The 24729-nt window shown below is 67.3% G+C and carries 14 protein-coding genes and 1 tRNA gene; 2 read left to right on the plus strand and 13 right to left on the minus strand.

Translation table 11 applies throughout. The annotated features are described in order from the left end of the window. The first annotated feature begins 98 nt into the window (after positions 1-98). A tRNA-Leu gene (locus tag Pla175_RS17605) sits at positions 99-182 on the plus strand. Between the two features lie 86 nt (positions 183-268). Here Pla175_RS17605 and Pla175_RS17610 read toward each other — a convergent pair. From Pla175_RS17610 to Pla175_RS17625, 4 genes are all read right to left on the minus strand, one after another. Further along, the gene (locus tag Pla175_RS17610) at positions 269-1435 is read right to left on the minus strand and encodes a M20 family metallopeptidase (protein ID WP_145288114.1); all 1167 of its coding nucleotides are present in this window, start codon (positions 1433-1435) and stop codon (positions 269-271) included. Between the two features lie 285 nt (positions 1436-1720). Continuing rightward, the gene (locus Pla175_RS17615) at positions 1721-2152 is read right to left on the minus strand and encodes a universal stress protein (protein ID WP_145288117.1); all 432 of its coding nucleotides are present in this window, start codon (positions 2150-2152) and stop codon (positions 1721-1723) included. Positions 2153-2190: 38 nt separating this feature from the next. Beyond that, positions 2191-2427 (minus strand): hypothetical protein, encoded by a 237-nt coding sequence (locus Pla175_RS17620; RefSeq protein ID WP_145288120.1) that lies wholly within the window; start codon positions 2425-2427, stop codon positions 2191-2193. Then, entirely contained in the window at positions 2424-3839 is a 1416-nt protein-coding gene (locus tag Pla175_RS17625; protein ID WP_315851491.1) for a purine-cytosine permease family protein, read from the minus strand. The genes Pla175_RS17620 and Pla175_RS17625 overlap by 4 nt, the downstream gene beginning before the upstream one ends. A gap of 271 nt (positions 3840-4110) precedes the next feature. On the opposite strand from Pla175_RS17625, the gene Pla175_RS17630 reads away from it, so the two are divergent. Beyond that, on the plus strand, positions 4111-4929 hold the full coding sequence (locus tag Pla175_RS17630; RefSeq protein WP_145288122.1) for a fumarylacetoacetate hydrolase family protein: 819 nt from the start codon (positions 4111-4113) through the stop codon (positions 4927-4929). A 9-nt stretch (positions 4930-4938) separates the two neighbouring features. Here Pla175_RS17630 and Pla175_RS17635 read toward each other — a convergent pair whose 3' ends face one another. The 9 genes from Pla175_RS17635 to Pla175_RS17675 form a co-directional block, all read right to left on the minus strand. Next, positions 4939-5490, minus strand: a complete 552-nt coding sequence (locus tag Pla175_RS17635) for a TlpA family protein disulfide reductase (protein WP_145288125.1) — start codon at positions 5488-5490, stop codon at positions 4939-4941. A gap of 82 nt (positions 5491-5572) precedes the next feature. Further along, entirely contained in the window at positions 5573-14227 is an 8655-nt protein-coding gene (locus Pla175_RS17640) for a hypothetical protein (protein ID WP_145288128.1), read from the minus strand. Positions 14228-14360: 133 nt separating this feature from the next. Continuing rightward, positions 14361-15671 (minus strand): type IV pilus modification PilV family protein, encoded by a 1311-nt coding sequence (locus Pla175_RS17645; protein ID WP_145288131.1) that lies wholly within the window; start codon positions 15669-15671, stop codon positions 14361-14363. A 124-nt stretch (positions 15672-15795) separates the two neighbouring features. Further along, positions 15796-17136: a pilus assembly FimT family protein gene (locus tag Pla175_RS17650; RefSeq protein ID WP_197526943.1), complete on the minus strand. Its 1341-nt coding sequence runs from the start codon at positions 17134-17136 to the stop codon at positions 15796-15798. Between the two features lie 154 nt (positions 17137-17290). After that, positions 17291-18454: a type II secretion system protein gene (locus tag Pla175_RS26185; protein WP_197526944.1), complete on the minus strand. Its 1164-nt coding sequence runs from the start codon at positions 18452-18454 to the stop codon at positions 17291-17293. A gap of 156 nt (positions 18455-18610) precedes the next feature. Further along, positions 18611-19687, minus strand: a complete 1077-nt coding sequence (locus Pla175_RS17660; protein ID WP_145288137.1) for a type II secretion system protein — start codon at positions 19685-19687, stop codon at positions 18611-18613. Between the two features lie 106 nt (positions 19688-19793). Continuing rightward, a complete protein-coding gene (locus tag Pla175_RS17665; RefSeq protein WP_145288140.1) occupies positions 19794-21122 on the minus strand; it encodes a type II secretion system F family protein in 1329 nt (442 codons plus the stop codon). A 287-nt stretch (positions 21123-21409) separates the two neighbouring features. Further along, positions 21410-23137 carry a GspE/PulE family protein gene (locus Pla175_RS17670; RefSeq protein ID WP_145288143.1) on the minus strand — a complete coding sequence of 576 codons (1728 nt, stop codon included), beginning with the start codon at positions 23135-23137 and terminating at the stop codon, positions 21410-21412. Between the two features lie 125 nt (positions 23138-23262). Then, on the minus strand, positions 23263-24393 hold the full coding sequence (locus Pla175_RS17675; protein WP_145288146.1) for a type IV pilus twitching motility protein PilT: 1131 nt from the start codon (positions 24391-24393) through the stop codon (positions 23263-23265). Between the last annotated feature and the right edge of the window lie 336 nt (positions 24394-24729).

Raw genomic sequence — 24729 nt, forward strand, 5'->3', positions numbered from 1 at the left:
TTGGAGCGTCGTCGCGATCCGTCGTGCCTTTTGTGCTGACCTGAGCGTCGCCGGTGGGACTTGCGTCACCGCCTCGCGTGGGGCAAAATCGGTGGCTTGCCGCTGTGGCGGAATTGGCAGACGCGCATGGTTCAGGTCCATGTCCACGCAAGTGGGTGGGGGTTCGACTCCCTTCAGCGGCATTTACGAAGGTCTTAGGCGTTAGGTACTTAGGCGTTAGGTAATAGTCGTTAGGACCGATTGCGTCCTAACGACTTACGCCTAAGGCCTAAGACCGGTCCCGCGTTTCTAGCAGCGCCCGGTAGCCGCGGACGCCGGCGTGGAGCTCTTCGACGCCGATCGACTCTTCGGCAGTGTGCGCCTGGGCGATGTCGCCCGGGCCGATCACCACGCACCGCAGCCCGAACTGGGCGAACCGATTGGCGTTGGTGGTGTACGGCGCGCCCACGATCGAGCCGTCCTGCCCCGCCCCGCGCAGCGTGGCGCTGGCCCACTCCGCTACCGCGGTGTTCTGGTCGTGCGGCAAGGGGGCAGCGGTTTCTGCGGCCGCCACGCTCACCCGCAGCGTGGGGTCCTCCTCGCGGAGCCGCTGGAGCACCTGGTCCATCTCGGCGAGCGCCTGCTCCGGCGTTTGGTCGGGGGTGATCCGCTGGTCGAGCCGCACCTCGCACTGCTCCGGCACGACGTTGATCTGCGTGCCGCCGGTGATCAGGTTGATGCTGCAGCTCCCCGCGCCGGTCAGCGGGTGGGGCGCCGGCCGCCGGCCGACGTGCTCGGATTGCAGCCGCGAGATGACACGCGCCATGTCGACGATCGCGTTGCGGCCCCGCTCCGGGGTGCTGGAGTGGGCCGCCACCCCGTGGGTGACCACACGCGCACGGACATAACCGTTCGCGGCGGCGACCACCCGCATGCCGGTAGGCTCGCCGACGACCACCCCCCAGGGGCGCAAGCCCAGCGTTGGCAGGTCGCGCGCGGCGAAGCTCTGGGCGCCGGGCTGAAGGTGCTCTTCGCCCACGGTCAGCAGCAGCGCCGTGTTCCACGCGAGCGCGCCGGCCGCGGCCGACTCGTGCAGCGCCCACAGCATCGCGGCGCCGGTCCCCTTGGTGTCGGCCGCGCCGCGGCCCCAGACGCGGCCATCCCGCAGCTCGGCGCCGAAGGGGTCGATCGTCATCCCCTCGACGCCGACCGTGTCGAGGTGGCTATCCAGCAGCAGCCAGGGGGCGTCGTGGCCGCACTCGCACGTGATCAAGATATTAGGCGCGGCGCCCGCGACCGGCAGCGCCCGCGTATGGAAGCCCCACCTGCGGGCGAAATCGGCCAGCCAGGCGCCCAGCTCCCCCTCGGCTTCCGGCCTACCCGAGGCGCTGGGCGTAACCGTGTCGAAGCGGACCATCGCCCGCAACAGCTCGACACAGTCAGCGGGAGTCGTCAACAGCGGGCCTCTGCGGATCGGGACTACGCTTTACCACGGGTAACACGGAATTCACGGATGACGGACGATAGCCACAAGGAGGCACGAAAAAGCACAAAGAAGCAACCCTAGGCGCCCACCGATCGTGCGTGCGACCGCCCGACTCCCATGCCATCTATCGCACGACCAATCGCCTTAGAAGCCTGAACTCTGTGGCCCAATCGTTCACCGATAATCTTTGTGCTTTCTTGCGCCTCTTCGTGGCCAACTTCTTTTCTCATCCGTGCTATCCGGGGTTCCCACCCGTCACTTACGCAGCACCAGCACCGGGCAGTGTGCGTAGCGGATCACGCGTTCGGCGACCGAACCGATCAGCAGGTGATCGAAGCCGGTGCGGCCGTGGGAGGGCATGATCACCATCCCCGCGTCGTGGGTCTGAGCGTACTTGGCGATGCCGTGGCCGGCGTCGCCGAAGCGGACGTCGAACTTCAGGCCGGCGTACTTGGGATCGGCGAACCGCTTTGCGAACGCTTCCTTGAGGTGCGTCTCGCGAGACTCGTCGGAGATCTCCCCCCACATGATGCCGGGCTCGATCACCGCCAGATCGGGCGCCACGTGCAGGACGGTGATCTTGCCGGGATCGCCGAGGATCTCTAGCGCCGAATCGATCGCCATCTCCGACTGGTCGCCGAAATCGATCGGGACAACCGCGGTCTTGTCTTTTAGCCAGTCGCTCATCGAACCGCCCTCCGCACGAATGCCATGGAACCTGCCTATTAGATTGTAGGCCGGCCGGCGGCGTCCGTCACGGAGTGTTCTGGCGTCGAATTGTCGCGTCCCCTCCCCTCACTACCCAGCATCCAGAACGGGGCGACCACAAACCAGACGATGGTGGCCGCCAGCATGCTCGTGCGCATCGCCGGCTCGCTGATGTGGCCCCCCAACAGCAACAGGCTAGGGGCGATGGTCCCCACAAGGGCCGCCAGCGCGACGACTCGGATCATGACGTTCATTGCACCCCCTCCACCACGGCCGGACGCCGCTGCGTTAGTTTCGACAGCAAGGCGTAGATGACGCCGCACGCAATCCAGCAAGGCAGCGGCAAGAAGTACGGCGGCGTGCCGTAGTAGGTGAACAGCCACATCGCGATGCCGACCGGCAGCAGCCACGCCACGATCACCGCCACGTTGAAACCGATCCCCGACTTCGCGGCGTAGCTGGACTCAAACCCCAGCCGGGGCGCCAGGTAGTGATCAACCACGATCACCGCGCCCACCGGAGCCAGGATGGTGCCGTAGATCCCCACGAAGTCCAGCAACTGCATCGCAAACGCCGGAAAAACGCTGGCGATGGTGCACACCGCCCCGGCCAGCACGGTGCCGGTGACGCGCGACATCGAGGGGAACATCCCTTGGAACGCCAAGCCGGCGCGGTAGATCGTTGGGTTGGCGGTGGTCCAGCCGGCGATGATCACGCACAGCACGCCCGCCCAGCCGACCGCGTCGAACACCATGTCGCCCGGCGGCTTCCCTTCGGCGGGGTCGACCCCGTGCACACGCACCCAGTACACCAACAGCAACGCGGCGCAGATCCACGCGATGTAGTGCCCCAAGAACATCCCGGCGGACGACGCCCAGCCGTAGCTGGGCTTCTTGGCGAACCGCAGCACCGAAAGGTCCGCCATCCCCAGGTGCATCGCCGCGTTGCAGAACCACGCAAAGCAGACGATGCCCCAGAAGCCGATCTTGGGCTCGCTCCCCTCGGTCGCCCCCAGCAGCGAGACGACGTCGGTGGTGCCCAGCCGCGCCAGCACCGTCACGCCGCACGCCACAAACATCAGGAACATCCAGGGCGCCGCCACCTGACTCACCTTGGCCACCACCGCGTAGCCCTTGGCGGCGACCAGCGTCATCACCGCGCCGATCGCCAAACAAATCAGCACCCACGGCGCGCCGGTCGGCATCCGATCCGCGAACGTGGGCATCTGCACCGCGTCGCCAAACGGCACCCCGACCGCCGTAGCGGACACGGTCACCATGGCGCCCGCCAGGAAGCAGAACAGCAGCCCGTTGGCGAAGTTGTAAAGCGTCACCAGGTCGCGCCCGCAGATCTTCTCTAGCTGGTAGTAGAGGGTGAGCCGCTGGCTGGTGGCGATGGGAGCGGTGACGTACCGCCACGTCAGCACCGCCAGCAGGTTGCCCACCAGCAGGCCCACGATCAGGTCGAACGCGTCGGCGCCCCAGGCGACGAACAGCGGCCCGATCATGAACTCGGTCCCCGCCGTGTGCTCGCCGGCGTACATGCCCCAGAACGAGCCGGCGCCCTGCAGCGCCCGATCGGGCACCCGCTCGCGCTCATACTCGCCCGAGGCGGCTTCGTTCTCGTCCGACACGTCGGCGTCACTCCAGAAATAGGGGGACGCCACGGCGCCCAGAAAAGCAGTGTCGACACAATAGTTGCCCGCATGCCGACGTGTCAACGCAAGCAACTCTTCTCACGGCCGGTGAAAGAAAGATGGAACCGCCAATACGCCACGAGCGCCAAGTTCGCCAAGACGAGGGTAGCCAAGTTGCCGGCCCCCAAACCGAGGTGACCCCGTTCGTCTGGACCAGCCTGTTATCCGGTCAATCTTTCCTTGGCGTTCTTGGCGCTCGTGGCGTCTTGGCGGTTCCCGTACGTAGCGTCACACTAACGCCATGAAAATCATCCGCTTCCAAGACCCCGCCGGCGATGTTCGGCTCGGCCGGCTGCACGACGACGACTCGGTCACCCTGCTCAATGGGGACCTGCTGGGCGGCCCCACCGACACCGGCCAGGGGGCCGAGGTCGCCAAGCTGCTCGCCCCGCTCGAGCCGGTCGACATCCTCTGCATCGGCCTGAACTACGCCAAGCACGCCGAGGAGGGGGGCAAGGGGCTCCCGGAGCACCCCGTGCTGTTCATGAAGAGCACCGGCGCGCTGCAAAACCCCGGCGACCCCATCGTGCTGCCCCGCACGCTGCGGAGCGACACGGTCGACTACGAGTGCGAGCTGGCCGTGGTGATCGGCCGCGACTGCAAGAACGCCTCGCGTGCGTCGGCCCTCGACTACGTGCTGGGCTACACCTGCGGCAACGACGTCTCGGCCCGCGACTGGCAGCGTAACGGCGGCGGCGGGCAGTGGTGCCGGGGGAAAACGTTCGACACGTTCTGCCCGCTGGGCCCCTGCTTGGTGACCGCCGACGACATCCCCAACCCGAACAACCTGGCCATCAAGACGCTGCTCAACGGCCAGGCGATGCAGGACTGGACCACCGCCGACATGATCTTCGACGTGCCGCGCCTCGTTGAGTTCCTCAGCGCCAGCACCACGCTGCGGGCCGGCACGGTGATCCTGACCGGCACGCCGCACGGGGTGGGATTCGCCCGCACGCCGCCGGTGTGGCTCAAGCCGGGGGACGAGGTGACCGTCGAGATCGAAGGGATCGGCCGGCTCACCAACCCCGTGGTGGAAGAATCGACAGACGCGGCCGAATAGGACGCGGATCTAGCTGCCGAGTTCGATGGCCTTGCCGAGCTCGCTGGCCAGCCGGTCGACGTTGTGGCCGCTCCAGATGCTGCGGCCGTTCTTGAAGATGTAGAACGTGGGGATGCCCTGGATGCCGAGCGCGTCGAACATCGGCTGGGCGCCGTAGGCGACGGGCCAATCGAAGCCCTCGGTCGAGTCGATGACCTGCTCGATCTTCGCGCGGTCCGACTCGGGCTCGGAGGTGAGGCCGACAAACGTCACGCCCGGCTCGTCGCCGTAGATGCGGTGGATCTCGGCGAAGTTGGGGAGCGACGCCCGGCAGGGCCCGCACCAGGTGGCCCAGCAGTCGACCACCAGCAGCCCCTTGCGCAGCTCGGCCGTTTCGGGGGGGGCTTCGGTGTTCAGCCAGCCGTCGACCATCATCATCGGCGGCAGCGCCACCGGCCTGTGCGGCGGGCCGTCGCCGCGCCACCACAACTGCACGGCGATCATCACCACGGTCAGCACCGCCACCAGGGTGATGAACTTGGCTTGGTCGCTCTTGCTGCGTGGCGGGGGTTGGTAGGGCATTTTTTTTGCTGTTAGCGGTCAGCCTTCGAAGGTAGGGTGCGATGAAGCGCAGCGCAATCGCACCCTACAGCTACGCGCTTCGTCACTCGATGCGTCGCTTCACCAGGATCATCTTCTCGACGTTCACATCCTCGCCCGGTTTGAACGCTACCGGTAGGGTGCGGTCGACCAGGTAGAACGCGCGGTGCCGCTGGATGTCGCCGGTCTGATGGCCCAGCTCTTGGGCCAGTTGGTACCCTTCTGGGTAGACCTTGTCGTACAGCGTGCGGTCGCCGAGGAAGCGGGCCCGGACCGCGGTTTGGATCGCGGCGTCGGGGTCGTTCCAATCGGGCGCCGGCTTGACCTCGAAGTACCCCACCGTCACCCACACCGCGAACACGCCGCTGCGGGTGCTGGCGATGCTGGAGAGGCGGGTGATGGGGTTGTAGTACAGCGGCGCGTTGCGGTCGCCGTCGATCATGCGGGGGAACGAGTAGCGCGTCGGGCCGTTGCGGGTCTGCACGACCGGGCCCCCCTTGGTGGCGTCGGAGAACAACGGAACGCGTTGGTGCGGGCCCTGGTTGCCCGTTGGGGAGAGCGTGACGGCGACCGCCGTGCCGTTGGGTTGGAACAACCACTCGTCGTCGGCGGAGGGGTTGTACGGGTCGCCGGTGCCGGCCTGCACCAGACCCGCCTCGGAGGGGTCGTCCACCAGCCCGTTGTCCAGGTTGTTCAGCGTGCCGCCGGCCAGGTCGTCGCCCAGCACGTCGTTCATCGTGTCGCGGCCGTACAGGCCGTCGCCGTCCGCCTTGTCGTCGGCCAGCGTGTCGGACGCGTTGTCGTTCAGCTCGAACCAGCGGTAGTGCCGGCGGCCCCACGCGGCGTCGGCGCCGGGAGAGTAGGGGTGCGAACGCAGCAGGCCGCTCTCGGCGCCGATCCGCACCATCTGCGGCAGCGGCGACAGGTCGCCCTCGTCGCTGCCGCGGAACGGGTTGGCGAAGAAGGTCGGGAAGTTGGCGTTGAGCGCCCGGCCGTGCACGTCGGGCAGGCCGTACTGATTGCCGATCGGGAACCGGTCGCCCGTGCCCGAGTCGCCGTAGCCGCGGCGGCTCAGCAGCACGTCGCGCCAAGCGGGGCCGAGCTGGCTCAGTTGGCCGGCGTTCACGCGGGCGTCTTGCTCGCGGTGCATGACTCCGTCGTACGTCACCGACCAGTGCGACGGGGGGGTGCTGGCGGTCCCCGGCGTGTAGCGGCCGATTACCGTGTTCAGGTTCACGCGGCCCGGCTCGCGCCAGCTATCGACCAGGTTGAACGGCGCCAGCAGGTCGGCGGTCGGCTCGTTGAGGCCGTCGGTCGCCAGCGGGGTGAAGACCGACGGGTTGAAGCGGGTCTGGGCGCCGACAAACGGGCTCGGCACGCGGACGTAGTTCATGATCCGGTGGAAGTTGGGCGCGCCGCCGGCCGAGGGGATCAGGTCCCCGTCTGGGTCGGCGCCGGGGTCCAGGATGCTGTCCTCCGGCACGATCGCGTAGATCGAGGGCTCGGTGGCGCTCTGGAAGTAGTTCATCAGTTGACCGAACGGGTAGCGCCCGTTGTTCAGCCGGCCGATGTTGGTCACGTTCGGGCGGGTGAGGTTGAAGAAGTCGCCCTTGTAGGGGTTGGGCTGGTCGCTGCCCCCCACGAGCCCGCCGCTGTAGCGGGCCAGCATCCGTGTGCCCCCCTCGGCCGGCACTTGCAGCAGCTCGCCCGGACCGGAGAACGGGCGGTTGTTCCACGCCAGCCAGGTGTAGGTCGAGTTGTGGAACGACCCGGTGTGGGGCGAGCCCAGCAGGTCGCCGAAGGCGCCGTCGGCGTTTATGTCGGCGGGACCCGCGGTGTAGAAGTTGGGGTCGATGCCGCCGTTGCTGTTCAGGTCGACCCCCGCGCCATCAGAAACTCGATCGCCGGGGTCGTCTGGATTGGGAATCCGTGGGTCCTCGAACGTCTGCTGCGTGTAGGGGCCGCCGTAGGCGTTGTTCATGTAGCCCAGCGAGTGGCGGATCGGGAAGTCGACCACGTGCTGCTCGGGGATCAGGTCGTCGATGTCCATACGCCCGTCGCCGTGCAGGTCGGAGACCGCTTGGCCCGTGTCGGGGAACGTCACCCCCGGCGGCCACGGCAGGTAGGCCTCGGTGGCGTCGCCGGCCGGGCGGGGCTGGTGCGAATGGACGAACGAGCTCTTGTTGCCGGTGGCGCCGTGCATGCGGTTGCGGCCCGTCAGGCGGATCGCCTTGAGGTCGGGCAGCGTGCTGCCGGTCTCTTGCTTCCACAACAGCCGGTCCTGGATCACGGGCCCACCGGCGCCGGGGATGGTGCCGTGGAAGCCGCGCTCCAGCGACGAGAGGGTCATGATGAACGCCCCCCCCGAGCTGTTGGCGGAGCTGAACGGGCGGCCCGGCGGCATCTTGGGCGCGGTGTCGGGCATCTCCGATCGGTACCGGTGCAGGTCCTCGGGCGCCTGCAAGCCGCTGTTGGCCAGCGAGCGACGCAGGGTCGGCGCCGCGGGGTCGGGCCCCAGCTCCTCTTCGGCGGGATCGGTCCCGTTGTAGCTGGTCAGGTCGACCGGCGCCGAGTCGAGCGTCAGGTAGGGGTTCACCGCCAGGCCGGGGACATACTGCGCGTCGCCCGGTGCGGGGTTCCAGGGGGCCAGCGGGTTGGCCAGGCGTTGCAGGTGGACGCTCCGCCAGTTGGGGGTGGTGTGGTTCTCAACCAGGGCGCGGACGATGTCGAACGGCTCGTCGAACGGCCACGACTCGTCTTTGCCTTCGCCGCCGCCGCTGAACTCCCCTTCTCCCTTGGCGAAGCTGGGGCGCCAGATCCGCTGCGGGATGTTCCCCACGTCGCTCCGCGACAGCTCGATCTGCCGCAGCAAGTAGCCGTCCAGCGGTTCGGAGAAGCTCATCCCCTTGACCGGCACCGCGACCGCGGGCTGCACCTGCCGCTGCATCAGGGGCGCAGAGGCCCGCAGCAGCGGGTTGGGGGTCGCGGTGGTCCGGGCGATGGCGCCCATGTCCGTGACGTTCCCCTCGAACTTGCCGTCCTGGTTGCCGTCCATCACGGCGCTCTCGTTCCCCGCGTTCAGGGCGAAGGTCACCCCGTGGGCGTCCGGGTTGGGGGTCGGCATCAGCTCGAGCCGCCGCACCCGGTCGGGGCGGTAGTTCTCGTCGCGCGGCGTGCCGTCGCTGGGGGCGACCGACCGCGACACCCGCCCGATGGGCGTAATGCAGCGGCCCGGGTAGTCCTTGCTGGGGACGTTGCCGCCGCGGGCCTCGTCGCTGTGCACGTAGCCCATGGTGCCGACCACCGCGAAGCGGCCCGGCAGGACCGGCGCGATCGGGATGTCGGAATTGAACGCGTCGCCCGGCAGGCTGTTCAGGTCGCCCGAGTTGAACACGTCGCGGGCCAGCGGCACAAAGCGGTGCTGGAAGACCTGCAGGTAGCGCAGGTTCGGGTCGCCCTGCGACTCGACCTGGGTCGGGATGTACACGCTGTCCGGGAACGCGCGGGCGTTGCGGTCCGCGCGGAGGTAGCTCTGCCAGTCGCTGGGGATGAGCGCCAGCGGGATGTCGATCGAACGCAACGGGATGCGGACGTTCAGGTTCTGCGGGTTGCGGCCGAAGTTGTTGGCCGTGGTCCCCGATGTGCCGAGGCTGGTGTTGCTGGTGAAGTACATCGCCCGCTCGATGTACTGCCGCGGCATGTACATCTTGATGCGGTCTTCGATGGGGAGTTGGTTGAACTGGTCGGTGCTCTGCGTGCCGTAGGGGGGGAACTTCTGGTCGTTGGCCCGCCCGTTGACGCGCGGCATCTGGTCGCCGGGGAACGTGGGGAAGTCGGGGTCGTAGAGCCGCAGCGACTGCGGGTGGGCCTGCCCGTCGCTCCAGCCCGCGGTGCGGCTCCGCAGCGAGTAGGCCTGGGCGCTGAGGTCGGTCCCCGCCGCCAGGTCCTCGTAGACGTACGGGAAGTTCTCGGCGGGGGCGCCCCCCTCGGTCCCTTCGCCGGCCACGGCGGGGGAGCCGTCCATCAGGTCGCCGTTGCGCAGCCAGGGGTGCTCTTCGACCGCGATCAAACGCCACACCGGCGACGGCTTGACGTTGGGCCCGGCGCCGCTGAGGCGGTTGAGCACGACTCCCTGCATCGGCGCCGGCTCCCTGCGGTTGCCGTCGCCGTCTAGGTCGAACATGTCGGGCATCGCTTCGTCGAAGTTGCCGTCGTTGTCCAGGTCGAACTCGTCGCGGCGTTGGTACAGCTCTGCGGGGAGCTGGCCGTCGGGGCTGTGGGGGTTGTAGAGCTCGACGATGCCGGCGCCCAACGGGCGGAGCCGCTGGTCGAGGTCGTCCTCGAGCGGCTTGCCCTCTTCGTCGACGTCGCCGATCTTGTGGTTGGTCTTCTCCTCTTGGTCCAGCTCGAGCGAATTGGCGAGGTTGGTCTCTTCGAAGCCGCCGATGTCTTCCAGCCGGCGGTCGTGCAGGCCGAGCGTCTCGGTAATGAGCAGCTCGGGACGCTCCGTGCCCCACACCACGCCGCGGGTGCGGTCGAGCCACGAGACCTCGTCGCTGTTGGGCCGCTGCACCGGGGCGGCGAAGCCGGCGCCGGTCACCTCGACCACGTACCGCGCGTTCTCGTCGGTCGCCAGGTCGCCGTCCAGCGGGTAGATCTGCCCCCCCGCGCGGTCCACCACGTTCCAGCCGTCCCACGGGTTCTCGTCGTACTCGAACTCGCTGTTGATCACGTCCGGGTCGCGCATGTCTGCGCAGTTGATGGCCCACTGGGCTACCTGCCGGCAGGTGAGCTTGCGGAGCGCGAGGCGCCGCGCCTCGGCCTTCTGCTGCGGCGTGGGGTTGTTGCCCGTGCCGGCGATGGCGCGGGCGATGTGCCACGCGGGGCTGCCGTTGTGGCCGTGCGCGGGGATCCGCTTGGTGTTGTCGCGGACGTCGAAGATCTGCTGCTTGTTCGGCGCGCTGTCCGGGTCGATGTAGTCCATCACCTGCGGGTCGTCCGGGTCCCACGGCGCCAGGTAGTTCTCGTCCATCAGCAGCAGCATCAGGCAGTACAGGTGCCGGGCGTAGAGCTGGCGGGCCATGCGGGCGTCGTCGTGGATCTTCTGCCCCGCCGGGGTCACCGCGCCGCGGCCGGTGGCGTCCTGGCCCTGGGTGTAGTCGAACGCAAACGGCCCGCCGGGTTGGCTGGCCCACAGGCTGTCGACGATCGGCTCGGCGACGCCGGCGGAATTAACCAGCCAGTCCGCGGCGGTTAGCGCGCCGTCGCCGTTGCGGTCGGCGTAGAAGCGGCCGTCGCCGTCCAGGTCGATGTAGGGCTCGTTGTCCCACACGCCGTTGCCGTTGCTGTCGACCCACGGCTCGCCCGCTTCCTGGGGCTCGTCGACCACGCCGTTGCCGTTGTTGTCGCGTCCGTCGCCGAAGGGGCGGTTGAGGTCGAGCTTCATGCCGCCGAGGGTCTCGGGCGCCATCAGGCCGCCGAAGCTGGCGACGTTGGTGCGTACCTGGTTGGACGTGGCGGTGTTGTCGCCGTTGATCACTAGGTTCACCGACAACGCCAGCGCCGCATTGGTGGCGGGCACGGCGGGGCCGTACACGCCGTCGCGCTTGAGCCCCAGCACCACCCGGTAGCGCAGGTAGTCGATGAGCCTGGCGCGGACCGGCGGGTTCTCACGCATCACCACCACGTAGTCGTCGCAGCCCTGATTGAACAGCGTGTCGTACTGGCCCGACTGCGAGGCGACGTAGACAGCGAACGTCTCGCTGCCGTCGTCGATTTGGCCGTTCTGGTCGTCGTCGCCGTTCTCCGGCGCGCTATTCTTGGTCGGGTCGAGCGGGCGCCCCGGCCGGCCGTCGGCGCCGTTGATCAGTCGGCGCGACCAGTCTTCGCTGCTCGCCGGCACGTCGAAGCTGTCGCTGGTCACGCTGCGGCGGTTGATCGCCGCGGTGATTTGCGCCTGGGCGAGCTGGGCCGGCGTGGCCGCGTAGGCCTGCGTGGCGGCGCCGGGCGCGTTGTTTTGCGCCACCACCAGCTTCAGCGGGTCGAACGCGTCGACCAGGTTCCAGAGCCGGTCCGGCAGCTCGCCGGCGTCGGCGTCGTAGGGACGCAGCAGCCGCTCCAGCTCGCCTGGGGCGAACGGGGCGTCGTCGTCGATCTTCGGCGCGCCGGCGGTCGCGTAGGCCAGCACCATCAACGCCGGGTCGGACACCGGGCCGCGACGCGAGGGGTCCATCAAGAACAATTCGTAGGGAGAGTCGTGCAGCAGGCTGATGGGCTGGACCCCGGGGAGCAGCGGGTTGCTGTCGTACGTGTCCCAGCTCGACTCGACGACCGGCTGGCCGCGGTAGTCGAGGCCAACCGCGTAGCGGGCCAACGGGTCGGGCGCGGCGCCGAAGCCGTTGCCCAGGGCGTGCAAGACGCGGAAGTTGGCGTCCTGCTGCGGCGAAGCCAGACCCGCGGCCAGCACCTTGGCGGCCAACCTGGGGTCGTACGCCGGCCAGTCGAACTTCTCGCTCAGCGTGCGGTTCTCAACGGTGCCCAGGTCGGCCAGGCTGAACGGCACGCCGGGCGACGTGAGCACGCTGGAGATGTTGTAGTAGGCGCCGCCGTAGCGGCCCCAGATCGTGGCGACCGAGGTCGAGCTGGCCGTGGTGCCGGCAAGGGCGCTTGGCCGACCGCCGAGCAGGCGGGCGAAATCATCCGCGTTCCAGTTCCCCACAGCGGCAGGGAAAGCGCTGGGCAGCGTCGGCGACATCACCGGCCTAAGCGTCACGTCCGCCGGCCCCCAGCCGCTGCCGGCGGGCATCAGGTTGCTGCTGGAAGCGCCCGCCAGGTTGGCGCCGGTGGTCGAGGGGTCGAGGTCGACACCGGCCAGTTGCGCGCTCGAGCCGTGCGCGTTCAGGTTCAGCCGGCCGTCCATGTCCTGCACTAAGAACGCGTACAGCGGCTTGTAGAGCCGGCCGTCTTCGGTGGAGACCACGGGGTCGCCCAGGTCGACCCAGATGCTGTCGGGGACGCCATCGCCGTCGTTGTCCACGTCCCACGGGCCGGTGATCTCAAACGCGGGGGCGGTGAGCACGCCGGCGGTGTTCACGGACTGATCGCTGGTCGTAGGGTCGTAGGTGCCCGCGTAGCGCGACAACGGGTTGCTGCCGTCGAACTCTGGGTGGTCTTCACGCAGCGGCCTGAGGATGCACCGCCGCTTGATGGCGGTGATGAGCGCGGCATGTGTCGGGTTCATGCCGAAACGCGGCGTGCCGGTCGCAAGGTCGTACGGCTGTAGAATTGCCTGAGCCCGCTCGCTGGCGTTAGTCACTGTCAGCGCCAACCACGGCGCGTTCATCAGCCGGTTGAACCAGTAGTTCACCAGCGCCGGGCGGTGGAACGACGGGATCGGCACGTCCTCGAGGTCGAGGCCGCTGCAGGCGGTGGGTCGGCCGGCGCCGAAGTACGCGTCGATCTCCACCGACGCGCCACTCGTGGGGTGGATGGCCCGCGCGCGTGCCCGTGGGGTGACGCTCTGCAGCGCCAGGAACATGTTCTGGAAGTCGGCCGCGTCGTACGACTCGTCCGCGTCGCCCGGGCCGGTGAAGCCGTTGTAGAGGTTCATCGCCGCGACCGATCCGTTCGCCAGGCCGTCGTCCGCCAGGTCGGGGTTGAGCGGCGTGAACGCGGCGGCGGCGTGCTGGCCGTCGAAGGGGTTGGTCGGGTCGCCGGAGCCGGCCGCGGCCGCTACCGGGTCGAACCGCACGGAGAGCGCCGGGTTGAACGTCACCGCGTTGGGCAGCAGCGCGGTTTCTGCGCCCGCCAGGCCGGCGGGGGTGGTGATGGCTTCCATCGCGTTGAGCCGTTCGGCGCCGACGGTGGCCAGCACGTTTAGCCCCACTCCGGCGCCGTTGAGGGCGCGGCCGTTCACCATGAAGGTGCGGCCCATCAGGTCGTTGGGCGCGGCCGCGGCGGCCGGCACGTTCAGCACCAGGCGCCCGCCGTCCTGCCGCGGGAACGCGACCACGCGCAAGCGGAACAGGCGTTTGCGGTTGGCGCCGCCGATCTGAGCGGCGACGTCGGCGTCGGCGCCGACGTAACGGTAGTCTAGCACCCGCGCGCTCGTGCCCCGCCCCGCCCCGTCGAGCATCGTCAGCAACGCGCCGTTGAAGTAGCCCTCGGTCTGCGGCAGGGTGACTTCTACGGGCAGGCCCGAGACGGGGTCGGCCTCGAGGGCCACCACGTGCGACGGATCGGCCACGCCGGCCGTGGGCGCGGTGAGATCTTCTACGAACAGGTCGACGATCTGCCCCGCGGTCCGCCCCAGCGGCGTGCCGCTGGCCACGGCGCCGGCGTACTGGGCGCTGACGAGCGTCTCGGCCGGCAGGGCGGCGTACACCCGGCCCACGAAGCCGTCGGTGCCGTACATGTCGCGCAGCAGGCTGTGGTAGCGGATCACCGAGTAGGGGTTGCCCGTGTCGCGCAGCAGTTGCCGCACGGCCCGGTCGGTGAGGTCGCCCGGCTGCAGGCTGGAGCGGCTCTTCTGTGCCACTACCTTGGCGCCGCTGCGGTACTGCGAGCTGACCACCAGGAACGCCGTGCCGACCAGCAGGAACAGCGTCAGCAGGCTCAGCACCACCAGCAGCAGCACGCCGCGACGCCGCTCGCGCAGCGCACGCCGGCGACGATTGGCGACCGCGCGGCGACGCGTGGTGTGGAGTTCATTCAATGACATAGTTCCGTCCTTCCAAAGTTAGAGCGCCTGGCCCGCGCTCCGCTGTGCTTCGCGAGGCACCAGGCGTTAGGTCGAAGTCGTTAGCATCAGAAACGTGCTAACGACTAATCCCTAACACCTGACACCTAGCTCCTCAGTCGCCCCACGCCGTGCCCGACGTGAGACGCATGGTTCTTGTGTGTACCCCGACCACGCCGGGGAAGATGCCCACGCGGAGGTCGTTGGAGAGTTGGTTTGTGTTGGTCAGGTCCAACACGGCGCCCGGAAACCACGGCCAGTCGGGGCCGCGGAGCGAGACGATGCGTTGGGTCAGTGGGTTGGGCGTCAGGCCGCCGATTGGCGTGTTGCTGGGGACCTCGACCGCGGTCACCCGGTACCAGGCCAGGAAGACGGCCGGCGCGGCGGGGGTGCTGCCGGGGCGGGGGCCGACCAGCATCACGTACTGCCCCTTGCGGAGCTGCAGGAAGGGGTCTTCGGCGGGCTCGCCCGACACCGAGGTGGGCGTCCGCTCGAGCAGCAGCTCGCCGCCGCCGACCCCGCGGCTGATCACCCGGGCCGAGACGACCCGCTCCGAGGCCCGCAGCAGGCTCACGTCTCCCAACTGGCGCCCGCGGAACACCACGGCCGAGACCTCGTAGTCGAAGGCCGTGGGGTCGAGCGCCAGCGCGTTGCGCTCAACATTGGACGAGGGCGCCACGCTCAGCATCCAAGAAAACTCTCCCTTGGACTGGCGCTGCACGGCGACGCCGCCGAACACCGAGAGCCGCTGCTGGATGGGCCGGGCCGGGTCGTCCGGCACCTCCAGCGCGAGGTCGTCCGAAGAGATGCAGATCGACTCCGCCTGGCGTTTGCCCAGCGGGTAGTACTCGAAGAACGGCGCCGTGTTGTCGTTGTCGAGGGTCGCGATGCTCATCCGATGGACCGGCCAAGTGAGCACGCTGGTGGTCCACGGCGCCCACGCCGCAGAGGAGAACCCCGCACCACGCGCCGTGATCGGGATGTTGCTCGCCTGGATGTTGGAAGACATGTTCGTGCCGGAGAACAGGGCCGCGTTGGCGACCGCCAAGGGATCGATGACGTAGGCCGAACCGTTTAGGTGGTTCAACTGCGCCGGCGTCAGCCCCCTGGCGAGGTCGATCTGCAGCCCGTAGTCGAACGGCAACGCGAACCGGGTGCGCCACTTGGTGGCGATCTGCCCCGCGGGAAGCGGGGTGGCGCCGGAGGTGGGACGGCTCAACGTGCTGTCGCCGCGCTCGCACGCCACCCAGTTGCTGGGATTAAGCCAGCCACGCGCCGCCGCGTCCGCCAGCGCCGCCTGGGCCACCGCGTCTGCGCTGTCGTAGGTGTCGCCGGCCTGCACGTAGTGGCCGCCGACCGGGAAGATGGCCGCCACGCCCAGCAGGCCCAGCGCCAGGATGCCCATCGAGATGAGCACCTCGACCAAGCTAATGCCAGCGCGGGAGGACGCAAAAGGTGTCAGGAACCTTTTCGGACGAGATTTGCACGCGGCTTCTAGCGCCTTCCCACCGAAAAGGTTCCTGACACCTTTTTTAAGTCTCGTTTGCATCTTATCGGCCTCCTGCTTTGGCCGACTCTCGCACCAGGGCGCGGGCGGCGTTGATCTCTGTCGCGCGGCGGGCGAGGGGGCTGAGGCTGCTGTTGATGGCCGTGGGGTTCACCGCGGCGTTGGGGACGGTGGTCACCGCGCCGGTCTGGGCGCCGATCACGACCCACTCGCTGTTGAGGTTCAGCCAGTTGATCTTGGCCTTCGCGCTCGCCAGGTCCTGCTCGGTGCCGGTGAACGCGGTAAAGTCGACCCACGGCGCCGGGCTGTTCTCACGCATGCCGATCAGCAGGTGCACGTTGTCGGTGACCGGCTCGGAGAAGGGGTTGGCCGAGTAGTTGTTGATGGGCACGCCACTCGTGTCCCACGCCGAGGCGCCCAGGTCGTAGGTCACGCGCTCAACGGAGCCCTCGGGAGAGAACATCAGGTAAACGGGGTTGTTGTTCTCGATGGGGTTGTTGACCTGCGAGGCCGTGCCCGTGTCGAGGTCGGGCTTGGCAAACTCGCCATTGGTGACCGTCGCGTTGGTCGCGTTGCCAGCGATGCGGACCGTGAACCCCGAGGCCCGCAGGTCGATCGCGGCGCCGGTGGGGAGCTGGTAGGGCTGGTTGGACGTGGGGGCGGGCTGGCGGAGCAGCTTGAACCGCAGCGGCTCGGTCCAATAGGGATACTCGAGAGGGGGTAACGATGGGTTAGGGGGCACAGAAACCCGGACGCCTTGGTTGTCGTAGACAAAGCTGAACGCCGAGTGGATGTTTGTTGGCCCGCGGGCCAATAAGGTTCCGTCGGGAAAGCCGGCGGTAGCAGGATAGCGCCCGCGGCTGTCGAGCCCCCCTTCGTTTCCATTGTCATCGATAAAGACAAACTCGGCGCCGTCGATGACGATCACGTCCCCCGGGCCGAAGAACGAGTCGGGCATGATCTCGTACGAAACGCCAGACGGCAGATTCGCAGCGCCGCTGGACTCGAGCCGCACGAACTGGATGCGGACTTGGTAGGGCTGGTTCGCGTAGAAGGCGCCCGAGTTGTCTACGTCCAACGCAATCCGCACACGTGCCGCGTCATCAAAGCCGCTGTAGGGCGCCGGCTGCTGGACGTAGTACATCTCTAGGCACACGGCGGAGTCTTCCAGCCGGCCCGTGTCTTGCGAGAGCTTCTTGAGGGCCACGCCGAACGGCCGGCCCGTTTCGATGGCCCGGCTCTGGGCGCCGGCGAGGAACGTGTTGACGCCGCGTGCCGCCTCGCGGATCACGCGTTCATCGCCGGGGGGCGAGAGCAGCGGGATCGCCGCGGCGACCAGCGTGGTGATGATCACCATCACCACCAGCAGCTCGACCAGCGTCATTCCGCCTGCGGCGGAGGGGGCGAGCGGCGAGCGGCGAGGGGCGAGGGATGAGAAAGGGGACTGGCTCGCCTTTTCTCGCGCGCAGCCCGAACCCTCGACCATTGCCTGGGCGAAAACGTGCCTGTCCCTTTTTTCGTTGCGGCGGAGTTGCATGTTACTCGCGGATACGGGTCGCGATGAGGTGGTTGGTGAGGTTGTCGGCGGCGCCGCTACCGAGCGATTCACCGGCCAGGTTGCGGTTGGAGTAGTCGCCGAACGGCTTCAGGTAGTAGAGGCTGTTGGCGAGGCTGAACGGCGCCAACGATGCACGCCACGGGACGTCGGCGTCCGCGGGCGCCGACAGGCCCAGCACCTCGTCCCCCCCGCCGGAGACGATCAGCGGCAGCAGCCGGTACGCGTACGGGTCGCGGCGGAAGATGTCGAGCGGGTCGTGGTCGGCGGCCGCCTTCTCGCGCCAGTCGTTGTCGTTCAAGAAGTTCCTGGCGTTCATTTGCACGTCCGACTGGTAGGAGGGCGCCCAGCGCAAGAACGCGATGGGCTTGCCCCAGCCGTCCAGGAACTCGGGGGCGCCGTCGCCGTCGGTGTCGCCGACCTCGCTCTCTTTGAACAGCGATGGCGCCTCGCCGTCGGCGGTGGCGTTCATGATGAACAGGTAAAAGCACTCGGCCGATTGATTGGCGAGGATCTCGTCCTTCGTGTTGGTCATGCCCGTCTTGGCGTTCGTGGCGACGTTGAGCTGCCTCAAACGGCGACGGTAGAGCGAGTTGAGGCTGGGAGCGCGTTCCAGATAAACCGGGGCGGGGTAGTTCGCCGCAGTAATGTCCGCCAGCGCCACGTCGCTCCAGCGGTCGGGCATCTCCATCAGCATCAGCTCTCGCAGGCCGTACAGCCGCACGTCGGCCAGCGCCTGGCCGCGTTGGCGTCGCTGCGCCGCGCTGAACGTTGTGTCCAACGCGCCCTCAACACTCTGATTCAGCTCGACCCGGCGGTTGGCGTAGCCGTCGATGTGCTCCACCATCAACGCGTGCAGCCGAGTGATGACCGACTGCGTCCGCGCCCGCCGAGCCGTCTCCCCCGCCGCGGCGCCAACGCCCAGCATCAGCGTCGCCAAGATGCTGATGATCGCGATAACAATCAACAACTCCACCAGCGTCACGGCCCTGCGGGCGGGGGATTGTCCGCTGGCGCGGACGGGGATTGTCCGCTGGCGCGGACGGGGTTTGTCCGCTGACGCGGACGGGGTTGGGGGGACGCGCAGGGCGATGCGGTAGCTCGGCTGAGCTGCGAGATCGTTCGTGTTTTGGAGAGTAGGTTTCATTGCTTGTTTCGCAGCTTCAATCGCCCCCTCTGCAACGCTTGCGCGTCCGTCCCCCTAGCCCCATCCGCCGCAGGCGGATAACCCCCAGCCCGCAGGGCTAACCCCCGTTCGCCGCAGGCGAACACCCCCCTCCGCCGCAGGCGGACCGCAGGCGGACTAAGGTTGGCTGTCCTCCAGCGTGCTGTCGGTGAAGTTGGTGAGCGTGTCGGCTAGGTATTCGGAGGCGGCGAAGGGGCCGGCTGGGTAGAGCAGCGGGGACACGCCGCTGGCGTTGACTTGTGGCAGGACGCCCCAGCGGTGGTCGATGCCGCAGTGCAGGATCTGGAACTTGCCGGCGTTGGCGAAGACCGAGTTCTGGATGTTCGCGGTGGGGTTCGTGCGTTTGATGGCGTACACGTTCTGAAGCTGCGACCAATCGGAGGCCTGGCCGGAGAACGCCACGGCCGGGCCGGCCGCCGGCGGGTCGTTCTGCAGCGTCAGGCCGCTCACCTGCGGCGCGGCCATGTAGACCAGCGGCTGGGGCGACCCGGGCGCCAGGTAGCTCCAGAAGTTGATGCGGCGTGAACGCCCATTGAACGTTGGGTCGGGGTACACCAGGTAGCGGTTGTCGGTCTGGTCGAAGTAGCCGTCGGGGTCGCGCGGCGCGAGCTGCTCTGGCTTGATGCCGAGCGCCCAGCGGCGGTTCTCGATCGGGTCGGCCTGGGCCATGGGAGAGTTCAGGTTGGCCGAGTCGATGTACGACGGGCCCCCCTCGCCCGAGATGGGGAAGTTCACGTCGCTGCTGAACCCGCCGAGCCAGAACACCACCGCCTCGGAGCCGGTCATGCCGCCGGGCAGGTTCGGGTTGCCCGAGGTCGCCACGCCGGCCAGGGCGCGGACCAGGCCGTCCGGCTCGCGGCTGCGGGGGAAACGCTTGGCCAGGTAGCGGCGCAGCTCGTTGTACACGGCGGTCTCGTCGACCGGCCCGGCGCCGTCCGTCTGGCAGTTGGGGGGGTAGACGCCGCCGGAGTTGTTCTTGTCGTCTTCAATGGCCTGGTCGAAGCTGTTGATCTCTGCCTTGATGCGCGTGCGTGCGGCGGCCTTCATGGCGTTCACGGCGGCCACGGTGATCAGGCCGGCGAGGATGCCGATGATGGTGATCACCACCAGCAGCTCGACCAACGTAAAGGCTGAGTGATGAGTGCTGAGTGATGAATGACGCGCAAGCGGGGCGCGGGCTGGTTGGTTGTTCATGATTGGCGTCCTTGAAATCAATTCACTCATAGAAGGTTTGTCCGTCGCAACACAGCCGCTCAACGCCTGCGCGTCATTCATCACTCCTCATTCATCACTCATCGCTCTAAGTAAGTCCTTCAATCAGCTTCACCAGCGGCAGGAACAGCGCGATGACGATGAAGCCGACGGCGCCGCCGAGGAAGATGATCAGCAGCGGCTCCATCAGCTTGGTGAGGCTGTCGGTGAGCACGGCGACTTCTTCGTCGTACACGTCGGCCACCTTGTAGAGCATGGTGTCGAGCTCGCCGGTCTCTTCGCCGACGTCGACCATGTTCACCACGATGTCGTCCAGGATGCGGGCCTTCTGCAGCACCTTCAGCAGGTACAGCAGGATGCCGATCCCCGGGATCACGAACGCCCAGAAGAAGGCGGCGACCGGGTGGAACGAGATGAACGAGTTTTCTTTCATCGGCTTGGCGATGGATTCGCCCTCGCGGATCGCCTCGCTGATCTTGCTGTAGAGCCGCTCGAAGATGGCGTTGCCGGAGGTGTCGCGGGTGATTTGCAGCGCCTCGAGGATGGGGACGCCAGAGGAGACCAGCGTGCCCAGGGTCCGCGCGGTGCGGGCCAGCGTGTTCTTCTCGATCAGGGCGCCGAAGATGGGGACCTTGAGCGTGAACTGGTCCCAGCCGATGCGCCCGTGCTTGAACTTGCGGATCATCTTGATGAACAGCCAGATCGACACCGGGATCATCGGGATCAGGTACCAGTAGTGCACCACCCACTCGCTGGTGCCGACCAGCATGAGCGTCATGTTGGGGAGCTCGAGGTCGAACTCGTCGAAGATCTTCTTAAACTCCGGGACGATCTTCAGCATGATGAACGTGAGGATGCCGACGGCGACGGAGACCACCACCACCGGGTAGACCATGGCGCCCTTGACCTTGCGCTTGAGCGATTCGCTCCGCTCCTGGAAGTCGGCCAGACGCTGGAGGATGAGCTCGAGGGCGCCGCCCGCCTCGCCCGCCTTGATCATGTTCACGTACAGGCGGTTGAAGCACTTGGGGCTCTTGGCCATCGCTTCGCTGAGGGTGTCGCCCCCCTCGATCGCTTCGCAGGTGTCTTCGAGCGAGTACTTCAGCCGGCCCGGCTTGGCCTGGCTGGCGAGGATCCGCAGGCTGCGGAGGATCGGCAGGCCCGCGTCTTGCAGGATCGAGAGCTGCCGGGTGAAGGCCGTGAGGTCGCGGCTCTTCACGCCGCCGAACACGAAGCCGCGCTTCTTCTTGACGGGGCCGGCCTCGGCCTTCTTGCGGGCCTTCTTCACCGTGATCTTGGTGACGAAGTAGCCCATCTGACGGATCGTGTTCTGGGCTTCTTCCTCGCTCGCCGCATCGATCACGTCTTCGATCTCGGCGCCGGTGGCGTCCATCGCCTTGAATTGAAATGTCGGCATGGTTGTCTGGTGGGTTACTTAGTGAACCACAGAGCGGTCAACGAATGGGACGCGGATTGTCGCGGATGAAACGGATTACGACGGATCAAGCAGGGCACAAACGCTGTGATGAATTTAAACGACTTGAAACGCCGTACAGCGGGGGCGACTCAAGGATCCTTGGATCTTTCTCAATCCGATTTATCCGCGATGATCCGCGTTCTATTTTCTGATGTCTTCGAGTGACGCAGTTGATTCAGTTGCTCAAACGTTTCACGGTTTCGGCAGGCGGGGCCTGCCCTACTCTCTTAGTGTCCTTCGAGAACCGTCTCGCGGATGATTTCATCGGGGGTGGTGGAGCCTTCCATCGCCGCGATCATGCCGGCCTTGCGGAGGGTCATCATGCCCTGCTTCTCGGCCAGGTCGCGGATCTCCTCGACCTGGGCGTTGGCCATGATGACCTCGCGCACCTCGTCGGTCATCACGAGCAGCTCGAACAGCCCCACGCGGCCCTTGTAGCCGGTGTTGTTGCACACCTCGCAGCCGGCGCCGCGGTAGAACTTGCCCTTCTTGGCTTGCTCGGGCGAGATGTTCAGGTCTGCGAGCACTTCGCGCGGCGGGTCGTAGTGCTCGCGGCAGTTCTTGCAGACGCGCCGCACCAGGCGCTGGGCCAGGATCGCTTCGACCGTGGCGGTGATCATGAACGTGGGCACCCCCATGTCCTTGAGCCGGGTGACGGTGCTGGGGGCGTCGTTGGTGTGCAGCGTGCTGAACACCAGGTGGCCCGTCATCGACGCCTGGATAGCGATCTCGGCGGTCTCCAGGTCGCGGATCTCCCCCACCAGCACCTTGTCCGGGTCTTGCCGCAGAATGGCCCGCAGGCAGTTGGCGAACGTGTTGCCGATCGAGGCGTCGATGGGCACCTGGATCACGCCGTCGATGTCGTACTCCACCGGGTCCTCGGTAGTGATGATCTTGTCCTCGATCGAGTTGAGCTCGCTCAGCGCCGAGTAGAGGGTGGTCGTCTTTCCCGAACCGGTGGGACCGGTGACCAAGATGATGCCGTTGGGCTTGCGGATGATCGTGCGGAAGGTCTTGAGCATCTCTTCGCTCAGGCCGACCTTCGCGAGGTCGAGCGACACGACCGAGCGGTCGAGCACCCGCATCACGACGCTCTCGCCGAACATGGTCGGCAGCACGCTGACGCGGAGGTCGATCGGGTGGCCGCCGACGGTCAGCTCGATCCGGCCGTCCTGCGGCATCCGGCGTTCGGCGATGTCGAGGTTGGCCATCACCTTGATGCGGGTGGTGATCGCAAACGCCAGGTGGCGCGGCGGGGGGACCATCTCGTACAGCACGCCGTCCGCCTTGATGCGGATGCGGAACTCGTCTTCAAACGGCTCGAAGTGCAGGTCGCTGGCGTGGTCCTTGATCGCCAGCAGCAGCACCATGTTCAGCAGCTTGCGGACCGGCGCGCTGTCGGCCAGCGCCTCGACGCTGGTGAGGTCGATCGGCCCGTCGTTGTTCAGGGCCGCGGCGGCCGCGGCCAGCTCTGCGTCCCCCTCCATGTCGGCGACCAGGCTCTCGACGCTCTCGGTGCTGTCGCCGTAGTAGCGTTCCAGGGCCTTGATCATCGACGACTCGGTGGTCGCCGCGACGCGGATGTTGAAGCCCAGGAACGTGCGCAGCTCGTCCTGCACCCCCAGGTTCTGCGGGTCGCACATCGCCACGGTGAGCGTCTGCGAGTCTTCTTCGAAGGAGACGGGCACGATGCGGTACATCTGAGCCATCGGCTCGGTCACCAGCGCCAGCACCTCCTTGGAGATGGTGAGGTCGGAGACGGTGACCGTATCGATCGACAACTGCTCGGCCAGCGCCTGCACGAGCTGCTCTTCCTCGATCAGCCCGAGGTCCATCGCCACGCGGCCGATCAGCACGCCGGGGTGCTGCTTCTGCTCCTCGACCAGCAGCTCTAGCTGCTCATCGAGGATGAAGCCGAGGTCGACCAGGACTTGTCCGATGCGACGCATCGCCATGTTGGAAACTCCGGAACGCTAAGAATTAGTTTGGGGGCAAAGAATCGGACGCGGGTTACGACCGTGTTTCATCGTGATGGATCCGCGTAATCCGCGACGATCCGCGTCCCGTTCGTTGCTAAGGGTTAACTCTCGTACGGGTCTGCGCTGGCGTCGAAGGCGCTCTTCTCTTCTTCGGCGAAGCGTTTGGCCAAGTCCTCGACGCTGTTGCACTTGCCCAGCGCGTCTTCTTTGGTCACCAGGCCTTCTTTCCAGGCCTTGAAGATGTGGTCGTCCAGAAGCTGCATGCCGTGCTTCTGGCCGGTTTGGATGGACGACGTGATGCGGAAGATCTTGTTCTCGCGGATCAGGTTCGCGATGCCCGGGGTGACGATGAGCGTCTCGAACGCCGCGACGCGGCCGCCGCCGATCTTCTTGAGCAGTTGCTGGGAGAGGATGCCGATGATCGCCGACGCGAGCTGGGTGCGGATCTGGTCCTGCTGGTGTGTGGGGAAGACGTCGATGATGCGGTTGATGGTGCCCGCGGCGCTGGAGGTGTGCAGCGTGCCGAACACGATGTGGCCCGTTTCCGCGGCGGTGATGGCGGCCTCGATGGTCTCCAGGTCGCGCATCTCGCCCACCAGGATCACGTCGGGGTCTTGCCGCAGGGCGCGGCGGATGGCCTCGGAGAAGCTGGTGACGTCTGTCCCCACCTCACGCTGGTTGATCGTGCTCTTCTTGTGGTTGTGCTGGAACTCGATCGGGTCTTCGATCGTGATGATGTGGTGGTCGACGTTCTCGTTGAGGTAGTCGACCATCGCCGCCAGCGAGGTCGACTTGCCCGAACCGGTCGGTCCCGTGACCAGCACCAGGCCGCGGGGCCGCATGATGAGCTTCTTGAACACCTCGGGGAGCTTGAGCTGGTCCATCGTCCACAGGTCGACCGGGATCTGCCGGAGGACCATGGCCACCTTGCCCCGCTGCCGGAAGATGGACACACGGAAGCGGGCGGCGTCGCCGAACGCGAAGCCGAAGTCTGCGCTGCCGGTCTCTTGGAACTCTTGTTGGCAGCGGTCGGGCGTGATGCTCTTCATCAACGCCATCGTGTCTTGGTCGTCCAGCACCTTGGTCTTGAGCTTCTGCATCCGCCCGCTGATGCGGAACACCGGGGGCTGCCCCACGGTGATGTGGATGTCGCTCGCCCCCTGCTTGATCGCAGCGGCAAGCAGCTTGTCGATCAGGATCGTGCCGGTGTTGGCCGGGGATTCGGTGCTCATGCTGGCTCGTGCCTGGCGGCGTTTACGGGGGCCTTACGGACGGGTGGGGGCAGCGACCGCACGGGGAACCGCGTGGCGCCGCCCAGAAAACGCTTGAAAACCATGGCGCACAAGGCCGTTGGCAGAATCGGCGCGGGTCGCCGGGGCGACGCCTGCTGCTGAATCGGCCTGCCGGCCTCGATCGCGGTTAACCGCGGCTCTTGTGCTCTGTTCCTTGGCGGCGGACCCGGCGGTAGTGAAGAGCCCCGCTGTTCCGCCCGCCCCTCTGCCAGACGCCTTCCGCTGCCTGGGGGTTGTTGAGCGCCGGTTGCCCGCCGTCGCCCTGCCTTTCCGACC

Source organism: Pirellulimonas nuda (genome assembly GCF_007750855.1).
GTDB lineage: Bacteria > Planctomycetota > Planctomycetia > Pirellulales > Lacipirellulaceae > Pirellulimonas > Pirellulimonas nuda.